Origin of the sequence: Streptomyces sp. ADI95-16 (assembly GCF_003721495.1) — a bacterium.
Classification (GTDB): domain Bacteria; phylum Actinomycetota; class Actinomycetes; order Streptomycetales; family Streptomycetaceae; genus Streptomyces; species Streptomyces goshikiensis.
This window is the reverse complement of sequence record NZ_CP033581.1, coordinates 2,988,228-3,003,211: the sequence shown is the minus strand read 5'-3', so window position 1 is coordinate 3,003,211 and position 14,984 is coordinate 2,988,228. Positions and strand designations below refer to the sequence as shown.

Below are 14,984 nucleotides of genomic sequence, written 5' to 3'. Positions count from 1 at the left end.
GCACTCGTATGCCCCGAGTGCCAAACGGGCCGGTACCAAGACCGAGACCACGACCACGCATCACAGCTGGAGGTGTGCGCGATGCTCAGCGAACGCAGACTCGAAGTGCTGCGCGCCATCGTCCAGGACTACGTCGGGACGGAGGAGCCGGTCGGCTCCAAGGCGCTCACCGAGCGGCACCGGCTCGGCGTCTCGCCCGCCACCGTGCGCAACGACATGGCCGTGCTGGAGGAGGAGGGGTACATCGCCCAGCCCCACACCAGCGCCGGCCGGATCCCCACGGACAAGGGCTACCGGCTGTTCGTCGACCGGCTGGCGGGCGTCAAGCCGCTGTCGACGCCCGAGCGCCGGGCCATCCAGAACTTCCTCGACGGCGCCGTGGACCTCGACGACGTCGTCGGCCGTACGGTGCGGCTGCTCGCGCAGCTCACCCGGCAGGTCGCCGTCGTCCAGTACCCGTCGCTGACCCGCTCCACCGTCCGGCACGTCGAGCTGCTGTCGCTGGCCCCGGCCCGGCTGATGCTCGTACTGATCACGGACACCGGGCGGGTCGAGCAGCGGCTCGTCGACTGCCAGACCCCCTTCGGCGAGGCTTCCCTCGCCGATCTGCGGGCGCGGCTCAACAGCCGGGTCGTCGGCCGTCGGTTCACCGACGTGCCGCAGCTGGTGCAGGACCTCCCCGAATCCTTCGAGGCGGAGGACCGGGCCACGGTCTCGACCGTGCTCGCCACCCTCCTCGAAACCCTGGTCGAGGAGGCCGAGGAGCGGCTGATGATCGGCGGCACCGCCAATCTCACCCGCTTCGGACACGATTTCCCCCTGACGATCAGGCCGGTGCTCGAAGCGCTGGAGGAGCAGGTCGTGCTCCTCAAGCTGCTGGGCGAGGCCAACGAGTCGGGGATGGCCGTGAAGATCGGGCATGAGAATGCCTACGAGGGACTGAACTCCACGTCCGTCGTCTCGGTCGGCTACGGTTCGGGCGGCGAGAGTGTCGCCAAACTCGGCGTGGTCGGACCGACCCGCATGGACTACCCCGGAACGATGGGAGCGGTACGCGCAGTGGCACGTTACGTCGGACAGATCCTGGCGGAGTCGTAAGTGGCCACGGACTATTACGCGGTCCTCGGCGTACGCCGCGACGCATCGCAGGACGAGATCAAGAAGGCCTTCCGCCGCCTCGCGCGTGAGCTCCACCCGGATGTGAATCCGGACCCGAAGACGCAAGAGCGTTTCAAGGAGATCAACGCGGCGTACGAGGTCCTCTCGGATCCGCAGAAGAAGCAGGTCTACGACCTCGGCGGCGACCCGCTGTCCTCCTCGGGCGGCGGCGGTGGCGCGGGCGGATTCGGTGCGGGTGGCTTCGGCAACTTCTCCGACATCATGGACGCCTTCTTCGGCCAGTCCTCGCAGCGCGGCCCGCGCTCGCGGACCCGGCGGGGCCAGGACGCGATGATCCGCCTGGACCTGGAGCTGGACGAGGCGGCCTTCGGGACGACCAAGGACATCCAGGTCGACACGGCGGTCGTCTGCAACACCTGCTCCGGCGAAGGCGCCGCCCCCGGCACCTCGGCGCAGACATGTGACATGTGCCGCGGCCGCGGTGAGGTCTCGCAGGTCACCCGGTCCTTCCTGGGCCAGGTCATGACCTCGCGCCCCTGCCCGCAGTGCCAGGGCTTCGGCACCGTGGTCCCGACCCCCTGCCCCGAGTGCGCGGGCGACGGCCGGGTCCGCTCCCGCCGCAGCCTCACGGTCAAGATCCCGGCCGGCGTCGAGAACGGCACCCGGATCCAGCTCGCGGGCGAGGGCGAGGTCGGCCCCGGCGGCGGCCCCGCCGGCGACCTGTACGTGGAGATCCACGAACTGCCGCACCCGACCTTCCAGCGGCGCGGGGACGACCTGCACTGCACCGTGACCATCCCCATGACGGCGGCGGCCCTGGGCACCAAGTGCCCGCTGGAGACGCTGGACGGCATGGAGGAGATCGACATCCGGCCCGGCACCGGATCCGGCCAGTCGATCCCGCTGCACGGGCGCGGCGTGACGCACCTGCGCGGCGGCGGCCGGGGCGACCTGATCGTCCACGTCGAGGTCACCACGCCGGGCAAGCTGGACGCCCAGCAGGAGGACCTGCTGCGCCAGCTGGCCAAGCTGCGCGGCGAGGAGCGGCCGATGGGCCAGTTCGCGCCGGGCCAGCAGGGTCTGTTCAGCCGTCTGAAGGACGCGTTCAACGGCCGCTGACGCCGAGCGCGGTCACCGTCGTACGAGCCCGGTCCGGGGACGCCCCGGACCGGGTTCGGCGCGTTCGCGCCGGGCGCCCGGCGCGAACGCGCCAGGCCGCTGAAGCGGACTATGCCAGGCGAATGCCGTGATTCGGTGCGGTGAGCGGGACATGGCACGATGCAGTCCATGTCCTCCGCACCGAACGGTCTCTACCGGTTCCCGATCGTGCAGGCTCCCATGGCGGGCGGCGCCTCCTGTCCCGCCCTCGCCGCGGCCGTGTGCGAAGCGGGCGGGCTGGGCTTCCTGGCCGGCGGCTACAAGACCGCCGACGGCATGTACCAGGAGATCAAGCAGACCCGGGGGCTGACCCGGCGGCCCTTCGGCGTGAACCTCTTCATGCCGCAGACCGGCTACGTCGACCCGGCCGCCGTCGAGGCCTACCGCGGACAGCTCGCGGGCGAGGCCAGCTGGTACGAGGTCTCCCTCGCCGCCGAGGACATCATCGGCACCTGCGACGACGGCTACGACGCCAAGCTCGCCATCCTCCTCGAAGACCCGGTCCCGGTCGTCTCGTTCACCTTCGGCTGCCCCGCGCCCGCCGCCCTCGCCCGGCTGCGCGAGGCCGGTACGCACACCGTCGTCACCGTGACCTCGGTCGAGGAGGCCCGCGCCGCCCAGGAGGCGGGCGCCGACGCCGTCTGCGTCCAGGGCGTCGAGGCCGGCGGCCACCAGGGCACCCACCGCGACGACCCGCAGGCCGACGGCACCGCCGGCGTCGGGCTGCTCGCGCTGGTCGCGCAGGTACGGGAAGGGGTCGCCCTCCCGATCATCGCGGCGGGCGGCCTGATGCGCGGCTCGCAGATCGCGGCCGTGCTCGCGGCCGGAGCGGAGGCGGCGCAGCTCGGCACCGCGTTCCTGGCGTGCCCGGAGTCGGGGGCCCACCCGCTGCACAAGGCGGCGCTGACGGACCCGCTGTTCGTCCGCACCGAGCTGACCCGGGCGTTCTCCGGGCGGCCCGCGCGGGGGCTGGTGAACCGGTTCATGCGCGAGCACGGGCCGTACGCCCCGGCCGCGTACCCGCAGGTCCACCACCTCACCTCGGGGCTGCGCAAGGCGGCCGCGGCGGCCGGGGACCCGCAGGGCATGGCGCTGTGGGCGGGCCAGGGACACCGGCTGGCCCGGACCGTACCGGCGGGCGAGCTGGTGGAGGTGCTCGCGGCGGAACTGGCCGAGGCGCAGGGCGTGCTGAAGGAAACGCAGACGAGGAGAGTGTCATGACGGCCCCCGTGTTCGTGGTCGAAGAGGTCCCCGCGGGGCCGGAGTTCGTGCTGGACGGCCCCGAGGGCCGGCACGCGGTCTCGGTGAAGCGGCTGAACCCGGGCGAGGCGGTGGTCCTCACGGACGGCCGCGGCAGCTGGGCCGAGGCGGTCGTCAAGGCGGCGGAGGGCAAGGACCGGCTGGTCGTCGCGGTGTCCGGGGTCTTCACGGAAGCGGAGCCCGCCGTACGCGTCACCGTCGTGCAGGCCCTCCCCAAGGGCGACCGGGGCGAGGTCGCGGTCGAGACGATGACCGAGACCGGCGTGGACGCGATCGTGCCGTGGCAGGCCTCGCGGTGCATCACCCAGTGGCGCGGCGACCGGGGCGCGAAGTCCCTGGCGAAGTGGCGGGGCACGGCCCGCGAGGCGGGCAAGCAGTCCCGCCGGGTCAGCTTCCCGGAGGTCGCCGAGGCCATGTCCACGAAGCAGGTCGCGGCGCTGCTCGCGGACGCCGACCTGGCGATGGTGCTGCACGAGGACCGGGACGCGCCCTCGCGGGCGCTGGCGACGGCCGAGCTGCCCGCCGCCGGGTCGATCGTGCTGGTGGTCGGCCCGGAGGGCGGCGTCTCCCCGGATGAGCTGGCCGCCTTCGCCGCCGTCGGCGCCCACCCGTACCGGCTGGGCCGCCCGGTCCTGCGCACCTCCACCGCCGGCACCGCCGCGACGGCGGTCCTGCTCGCCCGGACGGGCCGCTGGTCCTGAACCCCCGGGGGGTGGTGGGCCCCCGGACCGGGAGGGGGGGTGGATACGATGCCCCGACCGATCCAACGTCACGGGAGGCGAACGCAATGGCCGGGGAACCGCAGGCCGACTGCCTGTTCTGCAAGATCGTCGCAGGGTCCATCCCGGCGACCGTGGTCGGGGAGACCGAGACCACCCTCGCCTTCCGGGACATCAGCCCGCAGGCGCCCACGCACGTGCTCGTGATCCCGCGCGTCCACTACCCCGACGCCGCCTCCCTCGCGGCCGCCGAACCCACCGTCGCCGCCGACGTGCTGGCCGAGGCGGGCCGGATCGCCGCCGAGGAGAAGATCGACGGCCACGGCTACCGGATCGTCTTCAACACCGGCGCCGGCGCGGGCCAGACCGTCTTCCACGCCCACGCCCACCTCCTCGGGGGCCGCGGCCTCCAGTGGCCCCCCGGATAGCCCGTGTCCGTAAGAGAGTTCGTGGTGCTGGGCACCGCCAGCCAGGTGCCCACCCGCCACCGCAACCACAACGGCTACCTGCTGCGCTGGGACGGCGAGGGCATCCTCTTCGACCCGGGCGAGGGCACGCAGCGCCAGATGCTGCGGGCCGGGGTCGCCGCGCACGACATCAACCGGATCTGTGTCACCCACTTCCACGGTGACCACAGCCTCGGCCTCGCCGGGGTGATCCAGCGGATCAACCTCGACCAGGTCCCGCACCCCGTCACCGCGCACTACCCCGCCTCGGGGCAGAAGTTCTTCGACCGGCTGCGGTACGCGACCGCCTACCGGGAGACCGTACGGCTGCGCGAGGAGCCGGTGGCCGGGGACGGGACGCTGGCGCGCGGGTCCTCGTACACCCTGGAGGCCCGCAGGCTGTCGCACCCGGTCGAGTCCTTCGGCTACCGGATCAGCGAGCCCGACGGCCGCCGCATGGTGCCCGAACTGCTCGCGCGGCACGGGATCAAGGGGCCGGACGTGGGCCGGATCCAGCGCGAGGGCCGGCTGGGCGGCGTGGGCCTCGACGAGGTCAGCGAGCACAGGCCCGGACAGAGCTTCGCGTTCGTCATGGACACCCGGCTCTGCCCCGGCGTGGACGAACTCGCCCGGGGCTGCGACATGCTGGTCATCGAGTCGACGTTCCTCGACGAGGACGAGCGCCTCGCCACCGACCACGGGCACCTCACCGCCGGCCAGGCGGCCCGGACGGCGCGCGACGCGGGCGTACGGCACCTGGTGCTGACGCACTTCTCGCAGCGCTACTCCGACCCCGGCGCGTTCGAACGGCAGGCCCGCGCGGCCGGGTTCGAGGGGGAGCTGACGATCGCCGAGGACCTCGTACGGGTTCCCCTGCCGAAGCGGGGCTGAGACCGCCAGGGGGAGCCTCCGCCGGAGCCCCCCGGCGGGGGCGCCGGAGGTGGCTGGGGAGCGGCCCGGGGGTGATCTGGGCCACACTTGGGTTTGGGTTGCGTCCGGGCGGGGAGGGCTCGGAGCTTTCCGTGGGAACCCATCCCGCAGAAACGACCCTTCGGCCGCACGCGCATCATCCGGGGAGTACACCGTGACCAGTCGGGACAGCCGCACCAGCCGCAGCTCCGCCGTGGACCCGCTCGGTCCGCTCCGTGACCCCCACGAACCCGGCTGCGACGTCTTCCTCACCGGCACGGTCTTTCTCGACATCATCTTCACCGGCCTCGACTCGGCCCCGGTGCGCGGTACGGAGTCCTGGGCGCGCGGCATGGGCTCCAGCCCCGGCGGCGTGGCCAACATGGCCACCGCGCTGGCCCGCCTCGGCCTGCGCACCTCGCTCGCCGCGGCGTTCGGCGACGACCACTACGGCGAGTACTGCTGGGACGCGCTCGAACAGGGCGAGGGCATCGACCTGACCATGTCGCGCACCGTCCCCGGCTGGCACAGCCCGGTCACGGTCTCGATGGCCTACGAGGGCGAGCGCACGATGGTCTCGCACGGCCACGAGGCCCCGCCGCCCGCCGACCCCGGCCTCCCGCGCTGCCCGCCCCGCGCCCGTGCGGCCGTGGCCTCCCTGGGGCCCGGGCGGGGGGAGGAGTGGATCGCGACGGCGGCCCGGCAGGGGGCCCGGGTCTTCGCCGACGTGGGCTGGGACGAGAGCGGGCGCTGGGACCTGGGGGCGCTGGCCGATCTGGAGCACTGCGAGGCGTTCCTGCCCAACGCCGGGGAGGCCATGCGCTACACGCGGACCGACTGCCCCCGGGCGGCGGCCCGCAAGCTCGCGGAGAAGGTGCCGATCGCGGTCGTGACGATGGGCCCGGAGGGCTCCTGCGCGGTGGACGGCCGGACCGGGGAGACGGCCGAGGTCCCCGGTATCGCGGTGGACGCGCTCGACCCCACGGGGGCCGGAGACGTGTACGTGGCGGGTTTCGTCACAGGCACCCTGGCGGGGTGGCCGCTGGCGGACCGGCTGGCGTTCGCGGGCCTGACGGCGGCGCTGTCGGTCCAGGAGTTCGGCGGCTCGCTGTCGGCGCCGGGGTGGGCGGAGGTGGCGCACTGGTGGGCCGCCGCCCCGGACGCGCTGCGCGGGCCGTACGGCTTCCTGGACGCCCTGCTCCCGCCGCCGGCGGCCCCCGCGCCGCGGCGCCGGGCGGTCCCGACGATCGGATTCCGCCCGGGCGCGTAGCCGGGCGGCGCGCCGGTTCCCCGGCCGGGCGGCGGCCGGGCCGGGAAACCGCGCGGGGCCGCGGGAGCGACAGGCGGCGGCCGGGCCGGGAAACCGCGCGGGGCCGCGGGGGCGACAGGCGGCGGCCGGGCCGGGAAACCGCGCGGGGCGGCGGGCGGAGGCCGGGCGTGGAGCCGGCGCGGGGCCGCGGGGGCGGCGGGCCGTGACAGCGCCGGAAAAGGCCTCGGGGATGCGGCGGCGGAGTCGTACGCTTGGTATTCCGGAGGTCGTCGATCGGCACGGCCCCTCAGCGGGAGGTATGCGCAGGCCACAGTGCCGGCCCATGACTCAGACACCGACAGCCCACACCCCCGCGCCCGGGCAGGCGCGAGCCCACTTCACCGTCCCGGCCACCCATCCGATGGTGACCGTGCTCGGATCCGGCGACGCCCTGCTGCGCGTGATCGAGAAGGCCTTCCCGAGGGCCGACATCCATGTTCGGGGCAATCAGGTCAGCGCGATCGGCGAGGCGGCCGAAGTCGCCCTGATCCAGCGCCTGTTCGACGAGATGATGCTGGTGCTCCGCACCGGGCAGCCGATGACGGAGGACGCAGTGGAACGCTCGATCGCCATGCTCAAGGCGAACGGCAAGGGCGAGGGCCCGGAGGAGACCCCCGCGGAGGTCCTCACCCAGAACATCCTCTCCAGCCGCGGCCGCACCATCCGTCCCAAGACCCTCAACCAGAAGCGGTACGTCGACGCGATCGACAAGAACACGATCGTCTTCGGCATCGGCCCCGCCGGTACCGGAAAGACCTACCTGGCGATGGCCAAGGCGGTCCAGGCCCTGCAGTCCAAGCAGGTCAGCCGGATCATCCTGACCCGCCCCGCCGTCGAGGCCGGCGAGCGGCTCGGCTTCCTGCCGGGCACGCTCTTCGACAAGATCGACCCGTACCTGCGGCCGCTCTACGACGCGCTGCACGACATGATCGACCCGGATTCGATCCCGCGGCTCATGGCGGCGGGCACGATCGAGGTCGCCCCCCTGGCCTACATGCGCGGTCGCACTTTGAATGAGGCGTTCGTCGTCCTTGACGAGGCGCAGAACACGAGCCCGGAACAGATGAAGATGTTCCTGACCCGGCTCGGCTTCGACTCGAAGATCGTCATCACCGGTGACGTCACCCAGGTCGACCTGCCGGGCGGCACCAAGAGCGGGCTGCGCCAGGTCCAGGAGATCCTCGAAGGGGTGCCCGACATCCACTTCTCGCGGCTCACGTCCGAGGATGTCGTCCGGCACAAGCTCGTCGGCCGTATCGTCGACGCGTACGAGAAGTACGACGACAGCCAGAGCGGCCAGTCGGGCCCCAGCGGCCCGGGCGCCGGCCGCAGCGGCCGAAACGGGAAGTAGAACTCAGCGCACCATGTCGATCGACGTCAACAACGAGTCCGGGATCGAGGTCGACGAGCAGGCGATCCTCGACATCGCCCGCTACGCGCTCACCCGGATGCGGATCCACCCGCTCTCCGAGCTCTCCGTCATCGTCGTGGACGAGGGGGCGATGGAGCAGCTCCACATCCAGTGGATGGACCTGCCCGGACCCACCGACGTCATGTCCTTCCCGATGGACGAACTCCGTCCGCCGGCGAAGGACGACGAGGAGCCCCCGCAGGGGCTCCTCGGCGACATCGTGCTCTGCCCCGAGGTGGCCAAGAAGCAGGGCGAGGACGCCCCGACGCAGCACTCCATGGACGAGGAGCTCCAGCTCCTGACGGTCCACGGGGTGCTGCACCTGCTCGGGTACGACCACGAGGAGCCCGACGAGAAGGCCGAGATGTTCGGCCTCCAGGCGGCGATCGTCGACGGCTGGCGCGGTGAGCGCGGCATCACCGGCCCGTCCCCGGCCCCGACCGTCTCGTGACCGGCGCCCCCCAGCTCATCACCGGGGCGGTCCTGCTGGTCGTGGTGGCCTGGTTCGCGGCGTGCGCCGAGTCCGGGATCGCCCGGGTCTCCAGCTTCCGCGCGGAGCAGGCCGTACGGGAGGGGCGGCGCGGCAGCGCGAAGCTCGCGCAGGTCGCCGCCGACCCCACCCGCTACGTGAACGTGGCCCTGCTGGTCCGGGTCACCTGCGAGATGGCGGCGGGTGTCCTCGTCACCTACGTCTGCCTCGACGAGTTCGGCGAGAACTGGACCGCGCTGCTCGTGGCGATCGCCGTGATGGTGCTCGTCTCGTTCGTCGCCGTCGGCGTGTCCCCCCGTACGATCGGCCGCCAGCACCCGCTGAACACGGCGACGGCGGCCGCGTACGTCCTGGTGCCGCTGGCCCGGGTGATGGGGCCCATCCCGCAGCTGCTGATCCTCCTCGGCAACGCGCTCACGCCCGGAAAGGGCTTCCGCAAGGGGCCGTTCGCCTCCGAGGCCGAGCTGCGCGCGATGGTGGACCTGGCGGAGAGGGAATCGCTGATCGAGGACGACGAGCGCCGGATGGTGCACCAGGTCTTCGAACTCGGCGACACGCTCGTGCGCGAGGTGATGGTGCCGCGGACGGACCTGATCTGCATCGAGCGGTACAAGACGATCCGTCAGGCGACCACGCTCGCACTGCGGTCGGGGTTCTCGCGCATACCGGTGACCGGGGAGAACGAGGACGACATCGTCGGGGTCGTGTACCTGAAGGACCTGGTCCGCAAGACGCACATCAGCCGGGACGCCGAATCGGACCTGGTCTCCACGGCGATGCGCCCTGCGGTGTTCGTGCCGGACACCAAGAACGCGGGCGATCTGCTGCGCGAGATGCAGCAGGTCCGCAACCACGTGGCCGTCGTCATCGACGAGTACGGCGGCACCGCGGGCATCGTCACCATCGAGGACATCCTCGAAGAGATCGTCGGCGAGATCACCGACGAGTACGACCGCGAGCTCGCGCCCGTCGAGGACCTCGGGGAGGACCGCTACCGGGTGACGGCGCGCCTCGACATCACCGACCTCGGCGAGCTGTTCAAGGTCGAGGACTACGACGACGAGGACGTGGAGACGGTCGGCGGGCTGCTGGCCAAGGCGCTGGGCCGGGTGCCGATCGCGGGCGCCTCGGCGCTCGTCGAGCTCCCGGACGGGCGGCCGCTGCGGCTGACGGCCGAGTCCCCGGCGGGGCGCAGGAACAAGATCGTGACGGTGCTCGTGGAGCCGGTGGTGCCGGCGGCGGGCGAGGGCGAGGAGGGGCCGGAGTGACCCCGGAACAGCTGCGGGCGTTCTGCCTCGGCTTCAACGCGGCGGTGGAGGAGTTCCCCTTCACTCCGCAGACCTCGGTGTTCAAGGTGCTGGGGAAGGTGTTCGCGCTCTCCGCGCTGGATGCGGAGCCGCTGAAGGTCAACCTCAAGTGCGAACCGGAGCTGGCGGTCCGGCTGCGGGAGGAGCACGCGGCGATCGTGCCCGGCTATCACATGAACAAGCGGCACTGGAACACGGTGACGGTCTCCGGGCTCCCCGACGCGCTGGTACGGGAGCTGGTCGAGGACTCGTACGACCTGGTGGTCGCGGGTCTGCCCCGGGCGGAGCGGCTCCGGCTGGACCGGCCGTGACCGCCGCGGCGGGGTGGTCGCGCGGCCGCGCCGAGGCCCTCCCTATGCTTTCGTCCATGACGGAGAGCACCGGGATCGACCCCGAGGACAGCAAGATCATCACGCTGGCGCGCAGCGCCCGGGCCCGCAACGCGGTGCCGGAGGGCGCGGCGGTGCGGGACGAGACGGGCCGGACGTACGTAGCCGGGACGGTGGAGCTGGACTCCCTGAAGCTGAGCGCGCTCCAGACCGCGGTGGCGATGGCGGTGGCGAGCGGTGCCCGCTCCCTGGAGGCCGCGGCCGTGGTCAGCGCGGCGGAGTCGGTCCCCGACGCCGACCGGGCCGCCGTCCGCGACCTCGGCGGCGCCGCCACCCCGGTGCTGCTGGCCGCCCCGGACGGCACCCTGCGCTCCACCACCCCGGCCGGCGCCTGACCCGCCGCCCCCGCTGCACCGCCCCCGCCACCCGGCCGCCCGCCGAGGGCACGGCCCGGTCCCGCGCGATGCCGGAGACATCGCGGGCGCCGCGTTCCCCCCCGTCGTTCACCGACACGGAGGCGCTGCTGGTCGGCACGGGCCGCCGGGCCCCGACCGGCGCGGAGCGGGCCGCGCTCGGCGCGCCGGCCGAGCGCCTGCCGTTCGTCATCGGCGGACCGCTGCGCGAGCGCCGGGCCGCCGCTACGCCGCCGCGAGTGCGGCGGTGGCCGGCCGGCGGCGGATGACCATCGCCATCAGCGCCGCCATCGCGCACAGCGCGCCCGACGCGTACCAGACGACGTCGTACGAGCCGAACGCGTCCCGCGCCAGGCCCGCCAGGAACGCCACCACCGCCGCGCCGACCTGGTGCGAGGCCAGCACCCAGCCGAACACGATCGCGCTGTCCTCCCCGTACTGCTCGCGGCACAGCGCGATCGTCGGCGGGACGGTGGCGACCCAGTCCAGCCCGTAGAACACGATGAAGAACACCATCGGCGGGTGCACCGACGGGGCGAGCAGCAGCGGCAGGAACAGCAGCGAGATCCCGCGCAGCGCGTAGTAGACGGCCAGCAGCCGCCGGGCCTCGAAGCGGTCCGTGAACCAGCCGGACGCCACGGTGCCGATGACGTCGAAGACGCCGACCACGGCCAGCAGCCCGGCCGCCGCGGTCACCGGCATGCCGTGGTCGTGCGCCGCCGGCACGAAGTGGGTCTTGACCAGCCCGTTCGTCGATGCCCCGCAGATCGCGAAGGTGCCCGCCAGCAGCCAGAACGGGCCGGTGCGGGCCGCCTTGAACAGCACCGTCAGCGTGCGCCGCGCCGCGCCCGCCGCCGGTGCGGGCTTCGGCGCGTACGTGCCTCCGTACGGGGCGAGTCCCAGGTCCGCCGGGTGGTCGCGCAGCAGCAGCCACACGAACGGGACGACGGCCAGCGCGGCCAGCGAGACCGTCACCGCCGCCGGGCGCCAGCCGTGGTGCTCCACCAGCCAGGACAGCAGCGGCAGGAAGATCAGCTGGCCGGAGGCGCCGGCGGCGGTCAGGATGCCGGTGACCAGGCCCCGCCGGGCGGTGAACCAGCGGTTGGTGATCGTCGCCGCGAAGGACAGCGCCATCGAGCCGCTGCCCAGGCCCACCAGCACGCCCCAGAACAGCACCAGTTGCCAGGACGCGGTCATCCAGACGGTGGCGACCGAGCCGCCGGATATGACCATCAGGGCGAGTGCCACCACCCGGCGGATGCCGTAGCGGTCCATCAGCGCGGCCGCGAACGGCGCGGTGAGCCCGTACAGCGCGAGGTTCACGGAGACGGCGAAGGCGATCGTGCCGCGCGACCAGTCGAATTCCTCGTGGAGCGGTTCGATGAGCAGTCCGGGCAGGGAGGCGAAGGCGGCCGCGCCGATGATCGTCACGAAGCCGACGGCGGCGACGAACCAGGCGCGGTGCACACGGCCGGAACCGGCCGGGGGAGCGGGGGCGGGGGCGGTCGAGGGCGTCGTGGAGGGATCTGTCTGCGTCACGGGAACAGCCTCCGGCCTGCGCCTTCCCCGGGACAGCGGCCTGAATGCCATGCTTCGGTACGATCGGGCCATGGACTCGGAGCGCAGGGCACATCGCGTCGTCGTACTCGCCCTCGGCGGGCTGCTGCCCTTCGAGCTCGGCATCCCGCACCGGATCTTCGGCCGCGCCAAGGATTCCGCCGGGCGGCCGCTCTACACGATCGTCACCTGCGGGCTCGCCCCCGGGCCGGTCGCCACGGAGGCCGATTTCGCGATCCAGGTCGAGCACGGTCCCGAGGCGCTGGCCACCGCGGACACGGTGGTGGTGCCCGCCTCGTACGAGCTGGGCCCGGTGCACGAGGAGGGCAGGCTGACCGGTGAACTCGCGGCGGCCCTCGCGCACATCCGCCCGGGCACCCGGCTCGTTTCCATCTGCACGGGTGGTTACGTGCTCGCCGCCGCCGGGTATCTGGACGGCCGCCGGGCCACGACCCACTGGGCCTCCGCCGAGCACTTCCAGCGGCTGTTCCCGGCCGTCCGGGTGGACGCGGACGTGCTCTACACCGACGACGGGGACGTGCTGACCTCCGCGGGCGTCGCCGCCGGCATCGACCTCTGCCTGCACATCGTGCGCCGCGACCACGGCGCCGCCGTCGCCAACGACGTGGCCCGGCGGACCGTGGTGCCGCCCCACCGGCCGGGCGGGCAGGCCCAGTTCATCGCGCGCCCGGTGCCCGAGCCGGCGCAGGCCAGTACGGCGGCGGCCCGCGCGTGGGTGCTGGACCGGCTGCACGAGCCGCTGGTGCTGGCCGACCTGGCGCGGCAGGAGGCCATGTCGGTACGGACCTTCACGCGCAGGTTCCGCGAGGAGTGCGGGGCCAGCCCCGGCGAGTGGATCGTCGGGCAGCGGGTGGAGCGGGCCCGCTCGCTCCTGGAGGAGACCGGCCTGCCCATGGAACAGGTGGCGCGGCAGGCGGGGTTCGGGACGGCGCAGTCGCTGCGCAAGCACCTGCAGACGGCGCTGGGGGTGAGCCCGACGCAGTACCGGCGCACGTTCCGGGCGTCGTCGGGGCGCGGGGGCGGTGCGGGGGCCGCAGTGGAGGGCGGCGGGGAGCGGGATTCAGCCATCTCCTGATGGGCCATCAGTTGATGCCGGGTCCGCGCATTGACTTCTCCCGCCGCCCGCTCGTGAATGGCCCCCTGTCGCGGCGGGACGGACCCAGGGGGCGGACAGTGCGGACAGCGCGGACACGGGCGGGCAGCAGGAGACGGGCATGGACCCGCGGCGCCCTCGGCATGGTGATCCTCGCGGCCACGACCGGGGGCGCGCTCGGTTCACCGGCCGCCGCCGAGGGGGAAACGCCCCCGGGACAGGTGGAGTTCCCGACGCACTGCCTGCCGCCGCAGGAGGCCGGACTCCCGCCCGCCGACGGGACGACGACCGCCCGGCTCAGCGTCGACGACCCGGCGCCGCGCGTCGGGGACACCGTCACCGTGACGTACCAGGTGGCCGCCACCCCCGCCCTGAACCCGGTCGCGGGCGCACTGCCCGCCGACGCGCTGACCCCGGCCGGGCGGATCCTGCTCGGGGGCGCGCAGAGCGGCGAGGTCACCGTCGTCGGCGCCAAACGGAACGATCCCGTCGAGGCCGGTGCGGCGCTGCCCGGGGTCACCATGACGGGCACCTTCACCGTCACCGCGCCCGGGGAGATCACCCTGGCCCCGGGCGGATACACGCTGCACACCAGCCACGTACTGGACCTGGACACCGTATGCGCGGCGACCGGAGCCCCGGTGTCACAGCGCCTCACCGCGAGCCCGCTGCCGACGGCCAACCTGCGGGGCGTCTCCCTCGGCGCGGCGTACGGAAAGCCGGGCGCGCGAGTGCGGGTCGCCGGCGCGGGGTTCGTCCCCGGGGCGACGGTGACGGTCGCCGGCCGGGCGGGCGCCGCCGAGACCCCGGACCGGGTGGCGGCCCGGGCCGACGAACGGGGGGAGTTCCGGGCCGAGCTGCCGGTGACGGACAAGGCGACGACCGGGGTGGTGGCGTACGAGGGCGCGGCCTGGTCGGCGGGAGCGGGCTCGGGACCGGCCGCGTACACGGTCGTCGAGGCGGCGCCGGCGCTGCCGCCGGGCACCCGGCAGGTGACCGCGGTGGTGGAGCCGGGGACGCTGTCCATGACGCAGGCGGGCGAGTCGGTGGTGCTGGGCGCGGTCCCGTACGGGGACGCGGGCGCCGCCCCGGGCCGGATCGGGACGGTCACGGTCAAGGACGCGCGGGGCGGCCCGGCGGGGTGGTCGCTGACCGGCAGGGTCACCGACTTCACCGGCCCGGGCGGGGTGCGGATCCCGGGAGCGTCGCTGAGCTGGACGCCGCGGTGCGCGGCGGCGCAGGGGAGCCCGAGCCGGTGCGCGGCAGGCAGCGCGGGCGTGGTGGGGCCCGAGGGGGCGGTGCTGGCGTCGGCGCCGGACGCCGAGCGGGTCGGCGGGACCTTCACGGTGGACGCGACCGTCACCCTCCGGGTGCCCCCGTACACCCCGCCGGGCGCCTACCGGGCGGTCCTGACCCTGACCCTCTCGTGACCCGGCCCCCCTT

16 protein-coding genes are annotated in these 14,984 nt (G+C 73.7%); 15 read left to right on the top strand and 1 reads right to left on the bottom strand.

The annotated features are described in order from the left end of the window. Nucleotides 1–81 precede the first annotated feature (81 nt). From hrcA to EES41_RS13095, 13 genes are all read left to right on the top strand, one after another. Entirely contained in the window at nucleotides 82–1,098 is a 1,017-nt protein-coding gene (gene hrcA / locus EES41_RS13155) for a heat-inducible transcriptional repressor HrcA (RefSeq protein WP_008738889.1), read from the top strand. After that, complete coding sequence (gene dnaJ / locus EES41_RS13150) at nucleotides 1,099–2,238, top strand: molecular chaperone DnaJ (protein WP_008738888.1); 1,140 nt, start codon at nucleotides 1,099–1,101, stop codon at nucleotides 2,236–2,238. Between the two features lie 168 nt (nucleotides 2,239–2,406). After that, nucleotides 2,407–3,498 carry a nitronate monooxygenase gene (locus EES41_RS13145; RefSeq protein ID WP_123082427.1) on the top strand — a complete coding sequence of 364 codons (1,092 nt, stop codon included), beginning with the start codon at nucleotides 2,407–2,409 and terminating at the stop codon, nucleotides 3,496–3,498. Beyond that, nucleotides 3,495–4,238 (top strand): 16S rRNA (uracil(1498)-N(3))-methyltransferase, encoded by a 744-nt coding sequence (locus tag EES41_RS13140; RefSeq protein WP_123078258.1) that lies wholly within the window; start codon nucleotides 3,495–3,497, stop codon nucleotides 4,236–4,238. Before EES41_RS13145 ends, EES41_RS13140 begins: the two co-directional genes overlap by 4 nt. A gap of 86 nt (nucleotides 4,239–4,324) precedes the next feature. Next, entirely contained in the window at nucleotides 4,325–4,684 is a 360-nt protein-coding gene (locus EES41_RS13135; RefSeq protein WP_123078256.1) for a histidine triad nucleotide-binding protein, read from the top strand. 3 nt (nucleotides 4,685–4,687) lie between these two features. Next, a complete protein-coding gene (locus EES41_RS13130; RefSeq protein ID WP_123078254.1) occupies nucleotides 4,688–5,593 on the top strand; it encodes a ribonuclease Z in 906 nt (301 codons plus the stop codon). A 193-nt stretch (nucleotides 5,594–5,786) separates the two neighbouring features. Further along, the gene (locus EES41_RS13125; protein WP_123078252.1) at nucleotides 5,787–6,881 is read left to right on the top strand and encodes a carbohydrate kinase family protein; all 1,095 of its coding nucleotides are present in this window, start codon (nucleotides 5,787–5,789) and stop codon (nucleotides 6,879–6,881) included. A gap of 322 nt (nucleotides 6,882–7,203) precedes the next feature. Then, on the top strand, nucleotides 7,204–8,271 hold the full coding sequence (locus tag EES41_RS13120; protein ID WP_123078250.1) for a PhoH family protein: 1,068 nt from the start codon (nucleotides 7,204–7,206) through the stop codon (nucleotides 8,269–8,271). A 13-nt stretch (nucleotides 8,272–8,284) separates the two neighbouring features. Then, a complete protein-coding gene (gene ybeY, locus EES41_RS13115) occupies nucleotides 8,285–8,782 on the top strand; it encodes an rRNA maturation RNase YbeY (RefSeq protein WP_008738873.1) in 498 nt (165 codons plus the stop codon). Then, complete coding sequence (locus tag EES41_RS13110) at nucleotides 8,779–10,089, top strand: hemolysin family protein (RefSeq protein ID WP_123078248.1); 1,311 nt, start codon at nucleotides 8,779–8,781, stop codon at nucleotides 10,087–10,089. Before ybeY ends, EES41_RS13110 begins: the two co-directional genes overlap by 4 nt. Beyond that, complete coding sequence (locus EES41_RS13105) at nucleotides 10,086–10,439, top strand: MmcQ/YjbR family DNA-binding protein (RefSeq protein WP_123078246.1); 354 nt, start codon at nucleotides 10,086–10,088, stop codon at nucleotides 10,437–10,439. Before EES41_RS13110 ends, EES41_RS13105 begins: the two co-directional genes overlap by 4 nt. Nucleotides 10,440–10,495: 56 nt before the next feature. After that, nucleotides 10,496–10,852: a cytidine deaminase gene (locus EES41_RS13100; RefSeq protein ID WP_073773621.1), complete on the top strand. Its 357-nt coding sequence runs from the start codon at nucleotides 10,496–10,498 to the stop codon at nucleotides 10,850–10,852. A gap of 68 nt (nucleotides 10,853–10,920) precedes the next feature. Continuing rightward, a complete protein-coding gene (locus tag EES41_RS13095) occupies nucleotides 10,921–11,139 on the top strand; it encodes a hypothetical protein (protein WP_216827256.1) in 219 nt (72 codons plus the stop codon). Here the strand turns inward: EES41_RS13095 and EES41_RS13090 are convergent. Continuing rightward, nucleotides 11,096–12,409 carry an MFS transporter gene (locus tag EES41_RS13090; protein ID WP_254211425.1) on the bottom strand — a complete coding sequence of 438 codons (1,314 nt, stop codon included), beginning with the start codon at nucleotides 12,407–12,409 and terminating at the stop codon, nucleotides 11,096–11,098. The two genes, EES41_RS13095 and EES41_RS13090, sit on opposite strands and share 44 nt — an antisense overlap. A gap of 70 nt (nucleotides 12,410–12,479) precedes the next feature. Between EES41_RS13090 and EES41_RS13085 the strand changes: the two genes are divergently transcribed. Then, nucleotides 12,480–13,523 carry a GlxA family transcriptional regulator gene (locus EES41_RS13085; RefSeq protein ID WP_123078242.1) on the top strand — a complete coding sequence of 348 codons (1,044 nt, stop codon included), beginning with the start codon at nucleotides 12,480–12,482 and terminating at the stop codon, nucleotides 13,521–13,523. A gap of 161 nt (nucleotides 13,524–13,684) precedes the next feature. Beyond that, the gene (locus tag EES41_RS13080) at nucleotides 13,685–14,971 is read left to right on the top strand and encodes a beta-xylosidase (protein ID WP_123078240.1); all 1,287 of its coding nucleotides are present in this window, start codon (nucleotides 13,685–13,687) and stop codon (nucleotides 14,969–14,971) included. The last annotated feature ends 13 nt before the right edge of the window (nucleotides 14,972–14,984 follow it).

Coding starts and splice junctions, on each gene's coding strand:
- hrcA (WP_008738889.1), top strand. CDS start 82: ATGCTCAGCGAACGCAGACTCGAAGTGCTGCGCGCCATCGTCCAGGAC.
- EES41_RS13145 (WP_123082427.1), top strand. CDS start 2,407: ATGTCCTCCGCACCGAACGGTCTCTACCGGTTCCCGATCGTGCAGGCT.
- EES41_RS13140 (WP_123078258.1), top strand. CDS start 3,495: ATGACGGCCCCCGTGTTCGTGGTCGAAGAGGTCCCCGCGGGGCCGGAG.
- EES41_RS13135 (WP_123078256.1), top strand. CDS start 4,325: ATGGCCGGGGAACCGCAGGCCGACTGCCTGTTCTGCAAGATCGTCGCA.
- EES41_RS13120 (WP_123078250.1), top strand. CDS start 7,204: ATGACTCAGACACCGACAGCCCACACCCCCGCGCCCGGGCAGGCGCGA.
- ybeY (WP_008738873.1), top strand. CDS start 8,285: ATGTCGATCGACGTCAACAACGAGTCCGGGATCGAGGTCGACGAGCAG.
- EES41_RS13100 (WP_073773621.1), top strand. CDS start 10,496: ATGACGGAGAGCACCGGGATCGACCCCGAGGACAGCAAGATCATCACG.
- EES41_RS13095 (WP_216827256.1), top strand. CDS start 10,921: ATGCCGGAGACATCGCGGGCGCCGCGTTCCCCCCCGTCGTTCACCGAC.
- EES41_RS13085 (WP_123078242.1), top strand. CDS start 12,480: ATGGACTCGGAGCGCAGGGCACATCGCGTCGTCGTACTCGCCCTCGGC.
- EES41_RS13080 (WP_123078240.1), top strand. CDS start 13,685: ATGGTGATCCTCGCGGCCACGACCGGGGGCGCGCTCGGTTCACCGGCC.